The sequence below is a fragment of the Polaromonas sp. genome (genome assembly GCF_031411155.1).
Taxonomy (GTDB): domain Bacteria; phylum Pseudomonadota; class Gammaproteobacteria; order Burkholderiales; family Burkholderiaceae_C; genus Polaromonas.
Map to the genome: position 1 here is coordinate 1 of NZ_JANOAL010000073.1, position 16,512 is coordinate 16,512.

The window sequence follows — 16,512 nt, forward strand, 5'->3', positions numbered from 1 at the left end:
TCAAGCGGCTGTGGGGCTTTGGCAAGGTGCGCTACCGCGGCCTGACCAAGAACGCCACGCGCGCGTTCACGGCCCTGGCACTGGCCAACATCTACCTCAGTCGGCAACGGCTGATGGCACAGGTGCGCCCATGAGGACGGCAAGCGGGCGAGAAGGCCCGCAAAACAGGCCTGATGGGCCGACAGATGAGCCGCCTGGCGACCCGTTTCGGCCAAATCGAGCCGTCATCGGCCCGCGCCGCTGTCTTGACGGTACTTGTTCAGCGTAGCCTTAGATGGCCTGATGCTGGGCGCACGCACGTTCCCCGGTAACCCCTATGACGGCCACATCCTGAGCGCAGTTTTGGAGCAGGCGACCAATCTGACGCAAGACATTGCCGTCACGCTCAAACACATCGTGGTCGATCTGGGCTTTCGCGGCGTGGACGCCGACAACCCGGACAAGGAGATCATTCACAGGGGCAAATTCAAGAGTCTGAGCAAGCAGCAAAAGGGCTGGCTCAAACGGCGAACAGCAGTGGAGCCCGCCATTGGCCACTTGAAGTCCGATCACCGCATGGATCGCTGCTGGCTGCAAGGCGCGCTGGGAGATGCCTTGCATGCCATCAGCTGTGCTGCGGGCTACAACCTGCGCTGGCTGCTGCGCGCCATTGCCCGTCTGGGCATAGGGGCAGTTTTTTTGCGCCTGTTGCAGGCAGCGTTGTCACAGCGACAGGCCGCAAGGACGTCATACGATGCGTCTGGGCGCGTGGGGACTGCACGTATGAACAATTGGATCGGAATCGTGGTCGTTAAAAATTGATTTTTGGTCACACCGCGCAGGGTACTTTTTGAAAATCGAATTTTGCAGGGCCGACTATTTACTGATCGGCAACGGCGATGGCGACTCCGCTGGCGCCTGCATGGTGCACAACCCGGGCTATGACTTCAATGACGCCGACCTGCCCATAGGCGCGGCCTACTGGGCGCTGCTGGCGCAACGCTTTTTGGTCTGAGCCAGCCGCAGAGCCTTGAAACAACGGCGCCCTAGGGAGCTTTTTTTTGGTGCGCCCAGCATGGGCGCGTTCTGGCTCTGACAATCATCTGGCCGGCCTCGCGCCACGGAGGTTGGTGGCCGACTGGTGGGGCTGCAGGATTTAAATCCTCTCCAGAATGACTGCAATGCCCTGCCCGACGCCGATGCACATGGTGCACAGCGCATAGCGGCCGCCCGTGGCGTGCAGGCGGTTGATGGCCGTGGTGGCCAGTCGCGCACCGGACGCGCCCAGCGGGTGGCCCAGGGCAATCGCGCCGCCCCAGGCGTTGACGCGCTCGTCATCATCCCGCAAGCCCAGCAGGCGCAGCACCGCCAGGCCTTGTGCGGCAAAGGCTTCGTTCAGCTCGATGACGTCGATCTGTTCGAGCTTCAGGCCCGTCAAGGTCAGCACTTTTTGGGTAGCCGGCGCCGGGCCGATGCCCATGATGCGCGGCGCCACGCCGGCCGTGGCCATGCCGACCACGCGGGCGCGCGGCGTCAGGGCGTTTTTGATGGCGCTGGCTTCATCGGCCAGCAGCAGCGCGCAAGCGCCGTCGTTGACGCCGCTGGCATTGCCTGCGGTCACGCTGCCGTCCGGGCGCACCACGCCTTTGAGCTTGGCCAGCGTTTCCAGACTGGTCGCACGCGGGTGCTCGTCTTTGTCCACAACGAGGGCATCGCCCTTTTTCTGGGAAATGCTCACGCCAATTATCTCGCGCGCCAGGTGGCCGGCCTGTTGCGCGGCCACGGCGCGCAGCTGGCTGTTCAGGGCCATGCGGTCCTGGGCTTCGCGCTCGATCTTGAAGTCAATGGCCACGTTTTCAGCGGTTTCGGGCATGCTGTCCACGCCGTACATCTGCTTCATCAGCTTGTTGACGAAGCGCCAGCCGATGGTGGTGTCATAGACTGCATTGTTCCGGCTGAAGGCGCTTTCGGCCTTGGGCATGACGAAGGGCGCGCGGCTCATGCTCTCGACGCCGCCGGCGATCATCAACCCGGCTTCTCCGGCCTTGATGGCGCGGGCGGCGGTGCCGATGGCGTCCAGGCCAGAGCCGCACAGGCGGTTAACCGTGCCGCCGGGAACTTCCAGCGGCAGGCCGGCGAGAAGGCTGCTCATGCGGGCCACGTTGCGGTTGTCTTCACCGGCCTGGTTGGCACAGCCGTAGATCACGTCGGTGAGGGCTTGCCAATCGACATTCGGGTTGCGCGCCATCAGCGCGCGCAACGGCACCGCGCCAAGGTCATCGGCACGCATGCTGGAAAGCGCGCCGCCGTAGCGGCCGAAAGGCGTGCGGATGGCGTCGCAAATAAAGGCTTGGGTCATCATGGTTTTTTCCTGGGTATGGTGGGGTGAGGTCAGGCCTGGATGGGCAAGCCCAGCAGGCGTTCAAGTTCGGCAAGCGCCAGCCCCTCGACCTTGTCGATCAGCTTGAGGCCCTGCGGCGTGCATTCGAGCGTCGCCAGCTCGGAGTAGATGCGCTTGACGCAGCCAATGCCGGTGAGCGGGTAGGTGCACTCGCGCACCACCTTGCTGTCGCCCTTCTTGGTCAGCAGGTCCATCATCACCCAGGTCTGCTTGGCCCCGATGGCCAGGTCCATGGCGCCGCCCACGGCCGGGATGGAGCCGGGCTCGCCGGTGCTCCAGTTGGCCAGGTCGCCGGTGCTTGACACCTGAAACGCGCCCAGCACACAAATGTCCAGGTGGCCGCCGCGCATCATGGCAAAGCTGTCGGCGTGGTGAAAGTAAGCGCCGCCCGGCAGCAGGGTCACGGGCTGCTTGCCGGCGTTGATCAGGTCGAAGTCTTCTTGCCCGGCAGCGGGTGCCGGGCCCATGCCGAGGATGCCGTTTTCGCTGTGCAGCACCACTTCCCTACCCGCCGGGATGTGGTTGGCGACCAGCGTCGGCATGCCGATGCCAAGGTTGACGTAGGCGCCGTCGTGGATGTCCTGGGCGACGCGCCTGGCCAGCTCGTCTTTGGTGCGTTTGGTGTAGTTGCTCATGAGGGTTCTCCGGCTTAGGCGGCTTGCTTGAAACCACCGGCCTGGGTGGCGACGTGGTCGATCCTGACGATCCTGGACACATGGATGCCCGGCGTGACGATGGCTTCGGGATCCAGCGCGCCCAGCTCGACAATCTGGTGCACGGTGGCAATGGTGCGCCTGGCGGCAGTGGCCATCACTGGGCCAAAGTTGCGCGCCGCCTTGCGGTAGATCAGGTTGCCCCAGCGGTCGCCGCTTTCGGCCTTGATCAAGGCCACGTCGCCGTAGATCGGGTACTCCAGCACATACGGCTTGCCGTCGATGACGCGGGTTTCCTTCGGGCTGCCGTCGGCCTGTTTGGCCAGTTCAGTGCCAAAGCCGGTGGGCGTGAAGAAGGCGCCCACGCCCGCGCCAGCGGCGCGCAGACGCTCGGCCAGGTTGCCCTGGGGCACCAGTTCGAGTTCAATCTGGCCGCTGCGGTACAGCGCGTCAAACACATGGCTGTCGGCCTGGCGTGGAAAGCTGCAGATGATTTTGCGCACGCGCCCGGCCTTGAGCAGCGCGGCCAGCCCGGTGTCGCCGTTGCCGGCGTTGTTATTGACCACCGTCAGGTCGCGCGCTCCCTGGCCTATCAAGCCGTCGATGAGTTCGTTGGGAATGCCGGCGGTGCCGAAGCCGCCGATCAGCACGGTGGCGCCGTCTTGCGTATCGACCACTGCCTCGGCAATCGAGGCGGCGATTTTGTTGATCATTTACAGACTCCTGAAAACGGTTTTAGATAAAAAAAATAGGCCATCATCAAAGCCTCAAGGCCGCGCCTGCGCTGGAGAAGAAAATGGCTTGTGCAGCAGCAAATAGGCTACCGCTCCAATCACCACGCCCCAAAAAGCCGACCCCAAGCCCCAGAAAGTCATGCCCGACGCAGTGGCCAAAAAGGTGATGATCGAGGCCTCGCGGTGATCGGCTTCGTTCATCGCACCGGCCAGACTGCCCCCAATCGCGCCCACCAGGGCCAGTCCGGCCAGCACCGCAATCAGCTCTTTGGGCAAGGCCGCAAAAAACAGAATGATGGTGCCGGCAAAGCAGCCGCCCACCAGGTAAAACACGCCGTTCGCAATGCCCGCCACATAGCGTTTCTGGGGGTCTTCATGGGCATCCTTGCCGGTGCAGAGCGCCGCCGTGATGGCCGCAATCACAATCGTGATGCCGCCAAAAAACGCCACCCCCAACGAGGCCAGGCTGGTCGTGATGATGATGGGGCGGGCCGGTGTGTCGTAGCCCGAACTGCGCAAAATGGCCATGCCCGGCAAGAACTGCCCCGTCACGCTGACCAGCACCAGCGGCAACGCCAGACTCAAGGTAGCGCCCCAGGACCACGCGGGTGTGATGAAGACCGGGCTGGCCAGGGTCAATGTCACACCGGCCAGGCTCACGCCTTCCAGGGCGACGGCCAGGGCCAGACTGGCCACCAGCAAAATCACCAGGCAATAGCGTGGCAGCAAGCGCCTGAACAGCAGATAAATGCCAATCATGCAAAAGGTGATGAGCGGCATCGATGTGACCGATTGAAATGCGCCTACCCCAAACTGGAACAGAATGCCCGCCATCATGGCGCTGGCAATGCCCTTGGGAATGGACTGCATCAATTTATCAAAATAGCCTGAAACCCCGATGATGAAAATGATGACGGCCGAGACCAGGTAGGCCCCCACCGCCTGCTCCAGCGTGATGCTGGGGAACAAGGTCACCAGCAAGGCCGTGCCCGGTGCAGACCAGGCCGTGATGATCGGCACCTTGAGCCACCAGCTCAGCACGATGCCAGATACCCCTGCCCCGATTGAGATGGCCCAGACCCAGGAGGACATCATTTCCGTGGAGACGCTGGCGCTTTGGGCGGCCTGGAAAAATATCACCAGCGGACCGGCATAGGAAATCAGCACGGCCAGGAATCCAGCCGTGACGGCTGACAGGGAAAAGTCTTTTTTCATCAAAAAGCTGCCTTCGAACAGAAATACCGCTATAAAAAAACCCCGTTCGGATGCATCGACGGGGTTTTTTCGTTTCGTTATACAGTCGCACGGAATTGCGAGGTGCCGGGACTCGGCTTGAACCGTAACGCTTACTTCCTCGCCATCGCCGCAGTCGCACTGCGTGGCAACGGATCTGGCGTCACCATGCTCACGTCTTCATGGCTGGCAGAGGCGGATCGGCTGTGGTTGATCATCGACGATGCAATCATCGCAATCACGGCGGGAATGGCAATGACCATGAAGTTCTGCTGCAGCGGAAGCGACATGCCTACCAGTGTGCCGATCACGATGGGGGCCAGGATGGCGCCACTGCGACCCACACCAGACGCCCAGCCGATCCCGGTCGAGCGAACCGCCATCGGGTAGAACTGGCCGGCATAGGCATAGGTGACGATCTGCGTGCCGATCGTCGATGCGCCGGCCAGCCCGACCAGCAGGAACAGCACTTCGGTCGGCACCTTGTAGCCCAGCAGCGTGATCGACACAGCCGCCAGCGCGTACATGCCCACCAGCACATACTTGATGTGGAAGCGGTCGGCCAGCCAGCCGCCGCCGACCGCACCGATCATGGCGCCGAAGTTGAGCACCAGCACGAAGGTCAGCGCAGAGCCGAGACTGTAGCCGGCACTGGCCATCAGCTTGGTCAACCACGAACTGAGGGCGTAGATCATGAAGAGGCACATGAAAAAGGTAATCCAGAACATCACGGTGCTGAAGCCGCGGCCGTCGTGGAAAAGCTTGCCGATCGGAGCGCCTTCAGCCTTGTCTGCCGATGGCACTGCGAAGCGGTCATTGGCCTCAGGCCGGTAGCCTGGCTCCATCTGCGACACAATTTTCTTCAGTTCTTCGAGCCGGGTCTCCTTGATCAGGAAGGGCATCGACTCCGGCAGCGACTTCAGGATGAACGGGATCAGTACCACGGGCAAACCGGCGGCCAGGAAGACTGACGACCAGCCGTAGGTTTCGATCAGGCCCTTGCCCAGCAAGGCGGCCAGCATGCCGCCCACGGCATAGCCGCTGAACATCAGCGTGACCATGGTGGAGCGAATCTTCTTGGGCGAGTACTCGGTCATATGCGCCACAACGTTGGGCATGACGCCGCCGATGCCCAGACCCGCCATGAAGCGCATCGCGCTGAACGTATACGGGTCGTGGGTAAAGCCCGCTGCTGCGGTAAACACGCTGAAGAGGAAGATGCAGATCGCGATGGCCTTGCGCCGGCCAATCTTGTCGGCGATGGTTCCGAGGAAGATGGCGCCGAACATCATGCCGAACAGTGCCGAGCTGACCATGAAGCCGGCGTTCTGGGCGGTGACACCCATTTCCTTCATGATCGACGGCAGTGCGATACCGGCCACTGCCAGGTCGTAGCCGTCAAAGATGATGATCAGGGCACACCATAAAAGAACCTTGCCGTGAAAGCCATTAAATTTGGCCTCGTCGGACAGCTTGTGAACGTCAATTTGTCGCATGGTATTTGTCTCGCTTTTCTAGATCTATTTTGATGGGCAGGATTCGTAGCATCTTGCTTAAGGTAACTAAGGTGACGAAAGAGAGGACCTCAGCCGAGGTCGCCGCCGCCGACAGGCAGCACCGATCCGGTGATGTAGGAGGACTCGTCGGATGCGAAGAACAGGATTGGCGCCACCTGCTCGTCGATCGAGCCGTAGCGGTGCATCAGGCTCGACTCCGTGGTCTGGTCGACGATCGCCTGGTACCAGACTTTTTCCTGTCGGGTCTGCTTGCTGGCGTTGCGCGGAATCTTGCGTGGCGGCGCATCGGTGCCACCCGGCGCGGTGGCATTGATGCGGATGCCGTCCTTGGTGTGCTCCATTGCCAGGGCCGCCGTCAGCGCGTTCACGCCGCCCTTGGCCGCGGCATACGGCACGCGATTGACCCCGCGTGTTGCGATCGACGACACGTTGACGATCACGCCCTTCTTTTTCTTGAGCATGAACGGCAGTACCGCGCGGCAGCACCACAGTGTGGGAAACAGCGAGCGCCGGATTTCGGCCTCGATCTGCGCCTCTTCGTAGTGCTCAAAGGGCTTGGCCCAGATCGTGCCGCCGACATTGTTGATCAGCACGTCGACCCGTTTGAACTTTGCCAGACACTCGGCCACCACGGCTTGTGCCCCCGCGAAGGTCTCGAGGTCGGCCTGGAAAGCGGCTGCCTTGCCGCCGCTGCCGGTTATTTCGGCTACCACCTCGTTGACGATGTCGGCACGGTCCACCGCCAGCACCGTGCCGCCTTCGGCCGCGACGCTCAGTGCCACGCCGCGTCCAATGCCTTGAGCGGCACCGGTGACGATGACCACCTTGCCCGCGAAGCGCGCGACGCGGCTCATGCTGCTACCGCCGCTGTCTCGTTGGCCGACGAGAACTTCTCAAACAGGAAGTTTTTCGGCGTGACGCCCACGCCCGCCATCCATTTGCGCACGCCTTCCACCATCGGCGGCGGGCCGCAGACGTAGACGTCGACGTTGCCGTCCCGCAGGTCGCCTGGCGACAGGTGTTCGGTCACATAGCCGAGCTTCGCGTGGCCGCTTTCGCGATCCACCACGCAGGTGAAGAAATTGAAATTCGGCAGGGCCGATTTCAACTCGGCCAGTGCACCGAGCTCGACCAGGTCTTCGTTGCTGTTGACACCATAGGCCAGCAGAATCGGCTGTTCGGTCGGGTTATCCTTCAACCACAGCAGCATCGACAGGAACGGCGCCAGGCCGGTGCCGCCGGCGAGCATCAGGATCGGCCGCACCGCCGGGCGCAGGTAGAAGCTGCCGTAGGGGCCGCTGAACATCATGAAGTCATCGGTCTGCGCCTTGCTGCGCATGTAGGTACTCATCATGCCGTTCGGCACATCCCGGATCAGGAACGCGAGTTCGGTACGGTTCGGTGCCGAGCTGAACGAGAACGAGCGAGTCTCCTTACTGCCCGGCACAAGCAGGTTCACGTACTGCCCGGGTAAAAAGGCGATAGGCCGCTCGGCCTGCAGCGTGAATGACACCGTGGTCGATGAATCGCGCGCGATCCGGGCCATCCGGCCCGCATAGGTGCTGACTTCGGTCTTGCACGCCGCTGACGAGGCCGGGATACGGACCACGCAGTCCGAAGTGGGCTTCATCTGGCAGGTGAGCACATAACCCTCGGCGGCTTCGTCTTCGGCCAGCGCATCCTCAATGTACTCGCCCATCGTGAACGTGCCGCTCTCGCAATGGCACTTGCAGGTGCCGCAGGCGCCGTCGCGGCAGTCGAGCGGGATGTTGATCTTGGCACGGTAGGCGGCGTCGGCGACGAGTTCATTGGCTTCGCAGGGGATGATCCGCGTCACCCCATCCTCGAACTGCAGAGCGATGTTGTAAGACATGTGTTTCCTTTACTCGGCCGCCGGCCTAGATGTGATAAATGTCGAGCATGTGGTGGATGTAGTCGTTCTTCAGAACGATGTACTTGCGCTTGATCAGCGGCTTCGCTCCCGAGGTGTCGAGCGTGTAGTCGGAGCTGCCGAAGTAAACATCGACAACGTTGTAGCGAAAGCTGTGCGTTACCCAGTTGAAGCGCAGCTCGCAGCGGGTCTCGTCCTGCGACAGCACTTCAAGGTTGGTGATCGCGTGGCCGGTGCGGGTGTCGGGCGTGCTGGCACTCGACCGGTCGGTCTCGATGCGAAAGACCCGATCCTCAAGCCCTTGCCTGCTGGGGTAGTAGATCAACGAGACCTCGTTGGTCGGGTCGTTGGTGAGCTTGTTATCGTCGTCCCACGACGGCATGAAGAACTCGACGTCGGCGGCGTAAAACTCCAGCCAGTCGGCCCAGCGCTGTTCATCAAGCGCGCGGGCCTCCTGGTACAGGAAGGTTTGAATGGCTTCGTAGGACAACATCATTGGCCTCCGCTGGATTGCTCGGCCACGTAAGCCTTTTTCATGGTCTCGAGCCAGAACTCATGCTGCCCGATGTACAGGCCTTCGTCTTCGGTCTTGATGCAGCTCAACTCGGGCTTCAGGCCAATCAGGTTGGCAGTTTCGTCGGGGCCCTTGACCCAGTGCATTGCGCCGCGGCTCAGGTCGTTCCACTTCACCGCGCGCGCTCCGTAGCCCTGCTGGCAGGAGCGGAACTCTTCCAGATCGTCTGGCGTGGCCATGCCGGTGGCATTAAAGAAATCTTCGTACTGGCGCAGGCGGCGCTGGCGGGCCTCGGGGGCTTCGCCCTTGGGCGCGATGCAGTAGATCGTGATTTCGCTCTTGTTGACCGAGATCGGCCGGACGATGCGGATCTGCGAGCTGAACTGGTCCATCAGGTAGACGTTCGGGTACACGCACAGGTTGCGCGACTTGCTCAGCATCCAGTCGGCCCGTGCCTGGCCGAACTTCTCGATCCATTCGGCGCGCTTGGAATACAAAGGCCGGTCTTCCGGGTTTGACCAGTTGGTCCACAGCACCATGTGACCGTGCTTGAACGAATACGAGCCGCCGCCCATCTGCGCCCATTTGCCGGCGTTCATCGCCTTGACGGTGTCGACCTTGCCGTCAGCGCTGCGCCGGCTCGTCGTGGCGGCGTAGTTCCAGTGCACCGACGAGACGTGGTAGCCGTCGGCACCGTTCTCGGCGGTCAGCTTCCAGTTGCCGTCGAAGGTATAGGTGGACGCGCCGCGCAGCACCTCGATGCCTTCGGGCGACTGGTCGACGATCATGTCGATGATCTTGGCCGCCTCACCCAGATGTTCCTTCAAGGACAACACATCGGGGTTGACGCTGCCGAACAGGAAGCCGCGGTAGCTCTCGAAAGCGCCGAGCTTTTTCATGTCGTGGCTGCCCTCGCAGTTGAAGCTCGGCGGGTAGCCTGCGTCAGGCGTGTTGTCCTTGACCTTCAGCAGCTTGCCGCTGTTGTTGAAGGTCCAGCCATGGAAGGGGCAGGTGAAGCTGGACTTGTTGCCCTTCTTGTGCCGGCAAAGGATCGCGCCGCGGTGCGTGCAGGTATTGGCCAGCGCGTTGAGCTTGCCGTCCTTGCTGCGCGTGATCACTACTGGCTGGCGGCCAATGAAAACCGTCAGGAAGTCGTTGATATTCGGAATCTGGCTCTCGTGTGCGAGGTAGACCCAGTTGCCCTCGTAGATGTACTTCATCTCGAGATCGAACAACTGCTCGTCGGTGAACGCGGCGCGGTCCAGCCGATAGCGGTGCTCGACCGGGTCATCCTCAAGCATGGCCTCAAGCCTCTTGAGGTTCGTGGAATTGTCTAGGTGAATCTGAATCATGCTGATCTCCTGTTCGCTGTCGGAATCGAGGGTACGCTTGGGTAGGCGTTTGATGCATTAAATCGTCGAGGGACGAGTTGATTCCAGGTACTGAAGCAGAATCTCGCCTCAGTACTGGGTTAAGTTCAAATTTCGATGGTGAGTCGCTAAATGCTGAACTTCAGGCTTGTGCCGTTACACGCGCCATGCGCGCAGCGGGCGACGTTTCGCTTTCGTTGACGGCCTTTTGCATCACGAAGTTGAAGCGCGAGCGGGTGAACGGCGCTGTGATGCCCAGCGATTCATAGCCGGCGGGAGCGACATCTTTTTCCAGTTCAATGATTAACCCATCGCGGGTAGCAAAGGCAAAATCGTCATCGATGTAGGTGTCGCCGGGAATGTTGATTTGCGTCGTGAGGGTGCGCAGGCCAGGCGCCACCACCAGGAAGTGGATGTGGGCAGGGCGCTTGCCGTGACGGCCCAGCGCCTCGAACAACTCGGAGGTAGGGCTGTTGGGCGGAATTCCATAGCCGGGCGGAAGAAAGCTGCGGAAGCGGTAATTGCCTTGCGCGTCGGTCTCGATCCTGCGGCGCAGCTCGTAGGGCTTCATGCCGGGGAAGAAATGCGAATAGCCGCCCACTTCGTTGGCGTGCCACACGTCCAGCATGGCGTTGGCCACAGGCTTCCCATCCGTGTCGCGCACCTGGCCTTCCATCACGAAGATTTCACCCTTGGGTTCGCCCTCGTCCAGGCGGGTTTCCCGCTTGGTGGTGGGCGCACCAGCGACGAACAACGGGCCTTCGATGGCGCGTGGCGTACCTGCTGCGCGGCCCGCTTTTTCATCGGCTTCATCCATGCGGATGTCGATCAGCCGGTCAAAGCCCAGACCAGCTGTGATCAAGCCAACCTGGCCGCTTTGACCCAGGCGGGTCAACCAGTCCACGGCCGTCCAGAACTCGTCGGGTGTGACGTCCATTTCGTCAATCGTCTTGAACAGATCGGTCACGATGCGCTGGGTCAAGGCGCGCGCGCGCGGATTGCCTTCAGCTATCTGCTTGGTATTGACCAGTTCTAACAGCTGGGATTGGTTGAGTTCAGTCATGGTGGTATCTCCTGGGGGTGGTTCTAGGGTGGGAAAGGGAAAAGGTTGTGCGGTTTCAGCTCAGGCAATGGCCGAGGGGTGGGCTGCCAGCGGCGTCACGTCGATCTTCATGAACGGGAACAGTGGCAGGCCTTGCAGCAGCTGGTGCATCTCGTCGTTCGACGACACATCGAAAATGCTGTAGTTGGCGTATTCGCCCACCACGCGCCAGATGCTCTTCCAGCGGCCGTCTCGCTGCAGGTCCTGCGAATAGGCCTTTTCGCGGGCCTTGATCTCGTTGGCCTCGTCGGCCGGCACATCACGTGGGATGTTCACATCCATACGAACCAGAAATAACATGTCCTTGCTCCTTAAATAGTGGCGGCGCGTTGGCCGAGGTCGATATGTACTTGCGTCAAGCCGGTACGGGCGCGGTCAAAACGATTGAGCTGGGCCATGTCCACCTCGACGCCAAAGCCGGGGCCGTCAGGCAGTTGCAACTCAAAGTCGAGGATCGACATGCGTTCGGTGACGATGTCGTCCACCAGCAGCTGCGGGCCAAACAGCTCGCAGCCGTGGTGCTGCGTGCCCAGCGTGGAGAACAGGTGCGCGGAGGCGGCGCTGCCGATGGAGGTTTCCAGCATGGTGCCGCCGTACCAGCCGATGTCGGCCGCTTCGGCCACGGCCGCCACCTGGCGGGTGCGCAGCAGACCGCCATGCTTGGCCACCTTGAGCGAGAACACATGGCAGGCTTGGGCGCGCGCCAGCAGCATGGCGTCCTGCGGGGTGCAGACGGTCTCATCAGCCATGATGCTGGCCCTGTCTCCCAGCGAAGCAGTGAGGATTTTCAGCGCTTCGACGTTCCACTTGGCAACGGGTTGCTCGATCAGGGTAACGCCCGCCTCGATCAGTTGCGGCAGGTAGCGGCGCGCGGTGTTGCCGCTCCAGGCCTGGTTGACATCGACCGTCAGCGTTGCCTTGCCTTCAAGGCCGCGCGCGATTTGCGAAACATGGGCTACGTCTTGTTCCGGGCTTCGGCCACCAATCTTCATTTTGAAGATGCGGTGGCGTTTTTGATCCAGACGCAACTGGGCCTCTTCCAGGTCAAGGGCCACGTCGCCGCTGGCAAGCGTCCAGGCCAGGGGCAGGCTCTGGTGGCGCTTGCCGCCCAGCAGTTGCCAGGCTGGCAGGTTCAGGGATCGCGCCACGGCATCGATCAACGCCATTTCCACGGCGCTCTTGGCAAAGGCGTTGCCCTTGCAGGCAAGATCCATGCGGGTCAGCGCGGTTTCAAAGCAGGCGCCGTCCTGGCCCAGCAGGGCGGGCGACAGGTAAGCGCTGATGGCATGCTGGATGCCTTCTGGCGACTCTTCGTTCCATGACGGTCCGCCAATGGTGGCGGCCTCGCCGAAACCGCAAGCGCCGTTGGTGAGCCAGAGCTGCACAATGACGGGACTTTGACGGCTGATTGAGCCAAACGACAGCTTGTGCGGACGGATGGTGGGAATGTCCAGAATCCGCGCTTCGATGCGCTCAATCGGAAAACGACTCGTCATGGATGTGACCCTTGTTTCGGAAGTGAAAGACATCTGAAGATTAAGGGCAAACAAGACCCGCTTCCAATGATTTATTTGAAATAAATCATTCGATACATTCGAACGGCTGAAGTACGATAAGAGGATGGAAATCCGCCAGCTCCGCTACTTTCTCGACATTGCCCAGACCGAGCACCTGACGCAATCGGCACAAAATCTGTTTGTGACGCAGTCCACGCTGTCGCACGGGCTGCGTCAACTGGAGCAGGAGCTGAACGTGACCCTGTTTGACCGGCTGGGGCGGGGGCTGAAGCTTTCGCAAGCCGGTATCGAATTTCGCGTCTATGCCACTCGGGCCTTGAAGGAGATTGAGGCTGGCCGCACGGCGCTGGCCGACCTTAGCGGACTGCAGTCAGGCAAGCTAACGGTGGGCGCCTTTCCAACGTTTTTGAACACGGTGGTACCGGCCACGGTGGCCGCCTTCAGCCAGGCGCACCCTCGAGTGATGGTGGAGGTGCGCGACTTGCGCGCCGGGTCGATTGAAGAGTTACTGCTGCGTGGCGAACTGGACTTGGGCATTGCCTTTCACCCGACCGAACACGAGGAGATCGAAACCGAACCGCTGTTTGACGAGCGCATGCTGCTGGTGGTGGGGCCTTCACATCCATTGGCAAGCCGACGCAGCCTGGCCATGAAAGCGCTGACGGGCATGCCTCTTGCGCTGTTGCCGCGCAGCTTTGCCACCCGCAGGCTGATTGATGCGAGCCTGCGTCAGGCAGACGTGGTGCCGACAGTCCGGGTGGAAATGGATTCGGTGGAGTCTTTGCTTGGCGTGTGCCGCTACAGCGATCTGGCGAGCATCGTGCCTGAACGCGCAGCGCGGCAGGCGCCGGATCTGCACGCCATCGCACTGACCGAGCCGCAGATGGTGCGCCACGCGGGTATTTTGTGGCGGCGCGGCGCCTCACGCAGCGCAGCGGCGCGGGCATTTGCGGCCCTGCTGCTCACGCCCCCCCTGCGCTAAGGTGGCGACCGGGTTTTACAAGGCCCGCCAAAAATCGGTCAGGAGGCGGGCAAAGGCCTCGGGCTGCTCCACCGCACTCAGGTGCGCAGCGTCCAGACTACGCAGTTGAGCGCCCGCAATGCCCCGGGCAATCGCCTGCGACATGGCTGGCGGTGTGGCCTCGTCACGGCTGCCGGCTATCACCAGCGTCGGGCAGGTGATGCGGGCGTTGCCAGCATCCAGGTCGATATGCGCCACGGCAGCGCAGGCATCTGCGTAGGGCGCGGGCGCTGTGGCTTCCAGCACCGCGCGCAGGGCGGCCACGCGGGTGCTGCCGCCGTTCGCGTTAGCGCGAAATTCAGGCGTGAACCAGCGCTGCATGGCACCTTCGGCAATCGGCGACACCCCCTGGGCCAGCACCGTGTCGATGCGCGCTTGCCACATGGCCCGGGCAGCATCGTCGTAATGACTGGCCGAGTTGGCAATGGTCAGGCTGCGTACCAATTGCGGGTGGCGCGCGCCCAGTGCTTGTGCGGTCATGCCGCCCAAGGACAGGCCGACGAAATGCACGGGGTCGGTGGCTTGCGTCCGAATCAGGTCGGCCGCGTCGTCGGCGAGGTCGTCAATGGTGTATGCGCCAGCGGCGGCGGCAGAGCGGCCATGGCCACGGTGGTCATAGCGCAGCACCGTGTAACGATCCTGAAGTGCGGCGGCCACGCCATCCCACATGGTCAAGTCGCAACCCAGGGCATGGCTTAATACGACCAACGGACCTTGGCCTTGTTTCACGAAATGAAGTTGCGGCATGTATGTATTCCAACTTGTTTAAAAAGATCGGTATTGTGCCTGTTTAGTTCGTTAATTGAACCGCACGGCCGGCGTTGATTTCCTGAAGATTTCCCAAATCTTGTCTACAAATCATAAGAAGATCTCACAATAACGTACCGATCTTTTTTGAGACTGCGTGTTTCCTCACCAAGAAACGTTACTCCTTGGGTGGTTGTCGTTTGGTTGGCACTTTGGGACCTTTCTCATCTTTGTTCGTCTCAGTTGATGATGCCTTTTCCAGGTGACCGAGGATAAAATCCTTTGTTTTCTCAGCGGGACAGGCCTTGATTCGCCATTGTAATGTTCGCAACTGTGATAGATCATCGCGCGCACCGTGCATCAGCAACGTTCTCAAGTAGGTATCGCCGCGCTTGCTGATGCTCAGCAGATTGGATTTACTGCCGGAAGAATGCTGTCTAGGCACGAGGCCCAGCGACGCGGCCAACTGACGGCCGCTGTCGAAGTTCTTCGCATCACCGATAAAGGCCGCCAGCGCGCTGGCCGTGATAGGGCCGATCGCGGGAACTTGTGCGAGTTTGCTGCTAGAGTCGTTGGCGCGGTGCCATACTTGAATCTGCGACTCAAGGTCATCGACTTGTCGATCGAGTTCCTTAAGGTGATCCAGCAGGCGTTGCAGGAGTACCCGAAACGATCCCGGTAGTTCGTTGCTGGCATCCTCGATGAGTTCGGGCACGCGCGCAGCGATGCAAGCAATGCCCTGGGGAAGGACCCAACTGAACTCGCCCAGCAGTCCGCGAATCTGGTTGGCTTGGGCCCTACTGGCCTTCACAAAGCCCGGGCGTACACGGTGCAGAGCCAGCACGCTTTGCTGCTCGACATTCTTGATGGGCACAAAGCGCATGTTAGGCCGCGCCACTGCTCCGCAAATCGTCTCGGCATCTGCCACGTCGTTCTTGTGGTGTTGACGTAGGGCTTGACGAACTGTGGCGCCATCAGCTTGACTGTGTGACCCAAACCCTGCAGCTTCCTAGCCCAGTGGTGGGCGATGGCGCAAGCCTTCATGTGGGTTTCGGGCTTATTCCTCGGAGCAGCCATGGCCGCCAGACTCATGTGGGCGCGCTGCTGCTCCTCGAATTGGCTCCGGGTGAGTTCGCGCTCCAGACCCACAAATTCGGTATTCGGAATTGCCTGCGTCTTGTACAGGCCGAACCAGACATCCCTAATTGGCTTGTCCGCATTGAACACGCGCTCTATTAACTCATTGAGGCGCGTCTCCAGCAATGGCGTGTGCGGGCTTAGCGGCCACTTGTCGATTGCTCAGCCCTCGGATTGACGATTAAACTGCGGCCTGGAAACCATTCCCCCATTTCATGAGATGTCTTGGGCGACAACGCGGATCTATTTCACTTCCTGATTCCAGTCATTGGTCAGGTGCGGGTGCAGCACTCGTCGAAATCGGCGCCACATTGCTGACACCCAACCTGCCCATGTCAACGTCGGGTATGGAGCGTGCGGCTTGAATAACTCTGTGTCGGCAGTCAGTCTCAAGCAGACAGCGAATCGGTGCTGCTTCTCAGTCCGGCGTTGGCCGCTACCGGCCAGCTTTGGCTTGTGGGCTGACACGAACTCCTGATTTTCCGGCACCAGAATCCGCCAGTAGAACCCGGCTCTGGATCCCTGCAGGGGCGGGGTGCCATTTTCTTGATGGCAAGGCAGCCCTCAGTCCCAGACCTGAAACCCTATCCAGGCCACGCCCGCGACGGTCGCCAGGGGGACCGACATCACACCGGGCACGTAGAAGAAGGCGGAGACCAGGGGGCTGGCGTGCTCGATCAGCCAGCCGGTCGCGAA

The 16,512-nt window shown here is 61.3% G+C and carries 14 protein-coding genes and 4 pseudogenes; 4 read left to right on the plus strand and 14 right to left on the minus strand.

Annotated features, from left to right (window positions below):
• The 3 pseudogenes from RMO23_RS04170 to RMO23_RS04180 all read left to right on the plus strand — a co-directional run.
• Nucleotides 1-134 (plus strand): annotated as a pseudogene (locus RMO23_RS04170) (IS5/IS1182 family transposase); the annotation flags it as partial.
• Between the two features lie 142 nt (nt 135-276).
• Nucleotides 277-678, plus strand: a pseudogene (locus tag RMO23_RS04175) (IS5/IS1182 family transposase); the annotation flags it as partial.
• A gap of 175 nt (nt 679-853) precedes the next feature.
• Nucleotides 854-994 (plus strand): annotated as a pseudogene (locus RMO23_RS04180) (amidohydrolase); the annotation flags it as partial.
• 141 nt (nt 995-1,135) lie between these two features.
• Here RMO23_RS04180 and pcaF read toward each other — a convergent pair.
• The 12 genes from pcaF to RMO23_RS04240 all read right to left on the minus strand — a co-directional run bounded on the left by pcaF (nt 1,136) and on the right by RMO23_RS04240 (nt 12,890).
• Nucleotides 1,136-2,338: a 3-oxoadipyl-CoA thiolase gene (gene pcaF / locus RMO23_RS04185; RefSeq protein ID WP_309678856.1), complete on the minus strand. Its 1,203-nt coding sequence runs from the start codon at nt 2,336-2,338 to the stop codon at nt 1,136-1,138.
• 32 nt (nt 2,339-2,370) lie between these two features.
• A complete protein-coding gene (locus RMO23_RS04190) occupies nt 2,371-3,015 on the minus strand; it encodes a 3-oxoacid CoA-transferase subunit B (protein ID WP_309678843.1) in 645 nt (214 codons plus the stop codon).
• A gap of 14 nt (nt 3,016-3,029) precedes the next feature.
• Nucleotides 3,030-3,746 (minus strand): 3-oxoacid CoA-transferase subunit A, encoded by a 717-nt coding sequence (locus RMO23_RS04195; protein ID WP_309678844.1) that lies wholly within the window; start codon nt 3,744-3,746, stop codon nt 3,030-3,032.
• 54 nt (nt 3,747-3,800) lie between these two features.
• The gene (locus tag RMO23_RS04200; protein WP_309678845.1) at nt 3,801-4,982 is read right to left on the minus strand and encodes a benzoate/H(+) symporter BenE family transporter; all 1,182 of its coding nucleotides are present in this window, start codon (nt 4,980-4,982) and stop codon (nt 3,801-3,803) included.
• Nucleotides 4,983-5,113: 131 nt separating this feature from the next.
• Nucleotides 5,114-6,496: an MFS transporter gene (locus RMO23_RS04205; protein ID WP_309678846.1), complete on the minus strand. Its 1,383-nt coding sequence runs from the start codon at nt 6,494-6,496 to the stop codon at nt 5,114-5,116.
• An 89-nt stretch (nt 6,497-6,585) separates the two neighbouring features.
• Nucleotides 6,586-7,371 carry a benzoate diol dehydrogenase BenD gene (benD, locus tag RMO23_RS04210; protein ID WP_309678847.1) on the minus strand — a complete coding sequence of 262 codons (786 nt, stop codon included), beginning with the start codon at nt 7,369-7,371 and terminating at the stop codon, nt 6,586-6,588.
• On the minus strand, nt 7,368-8,390 hold the full coding sequence (gene benC / locus RMO23_RS04215) for a benzoate 1,2-dioxygenase electron transfer component BenC (RefSeq protein WP_309678848.1): 1,023 nt from the start codon (nt 8,388-8,390) through the stop codon (nt 7,368-7,370). The genes benD and benC overlap by 4 nt, the downstream gene beginning before the upstream one ends.
• Before the next feature lie 25 nt (nt 8,391-8,415).
• Complete coding sequence (gene benB / locus RMO23_RS04220) at nt 8,416-8,904, minus strand: benzoate 1,2-dioxygenase small subunit (RefSeq protein WP_309678849.1); 489 nt, start codon at nt 8,902-8,904, stop codon at nt 8,416-8,418.
• Nucleotides 8,901-10,274 (minus strand): benzoate 1,2-dioxygenase large subunit, encoded by a 1,374-nt coding sequence (benA, locus tag RMO23_RS04225; RefSeq protein ID WP_309678850.1) that lies wholly within the window; start codon nt 10,272-10,274, stop codon nt 8,901-8,903. The genes benB and benA overlap by 4 nt, the downstream gene beginning before the upstream one ends.
• A 160-nt stretch (nt 10,275-10,434) precedes the next feature.
• Complete coding sequence (locus RMO23_RS04230) at nt 10,435-11,355, minus strand: dioxygenase (RefSeq protein ID WP_309678851.1); 921 nt, start codon at nt 11,353-11,355, stop codon at nt 10,435-10,437.
• Between the two features lie 60 nt (nt 11,356-11,415).
• On the minus strand, nt 11,416-11,694 hold the full coding sequence (gene catC, locus RMO23_RS04235; RefSeq protein ID WP_309678852.1) for a muconolactone Delta-isomerase: 279 nt from the start codon (nt 11,692-11,694) through the stop codon (nt 11,416-11,418).
• An 11-nt stretch (nt 11,695-11,705) separates the two neighbouring features.
• Entirely contained in the window at nt 11,706-12,890 is a 1,185-nt protein-coding gene (locus RMO23_RS04240) for a muconate cycloisomerase family protein (protein ID WP_309678853.1), read from the minus strand.
• 124 nt (nt 12,891-13,014) lie between these two features.
• Here RMO23_RS04240 and cynR point away from each other — a divergent pair, with 124 nt between their 5' ends.
• Complete coding sequence (gene cynR, locus RMO23_RS04245; RefSeq protein ID WP_309678854.1) at nt 13,015-13,893, plus strand: transcriptional regulator CynR; 879 nt, start codon at nt 13,015-13,017, stop codon at nt 13,891-13,893.
• A gap of 15 nt (nt 13,894-13,908) precedes the next feature.
• Here the strand turns inward: cynR and RMO23_RS04250 are convergent, their stop codons facing one another.
• Both RMO23_RS04250 and RMO23_RS04255 read right to left on the minus strand, forming a co-directional pair.
• Nucleotides 13,909-14,679: an alpha/beta fold hydrolase gene (locus RMO23_RS04250; protein ID WP_309678855.1), complete on the minus strand. Its 771-nt coding sequence runs from the start codon at nt 14,677-14,679 to the stop codon at nt 13,909-13,911.
• Between the two features lie 346 nt (nt 14,680-15,025).
• A pseudogene (locus RMO23_RS04255) lies at nt 15,026-15,864 on the minus strand (IS110 family transposase); the annotation flags it as partial.
• Nucleotides 15,865-16,512: the final 648 nt, after the last annotated feature.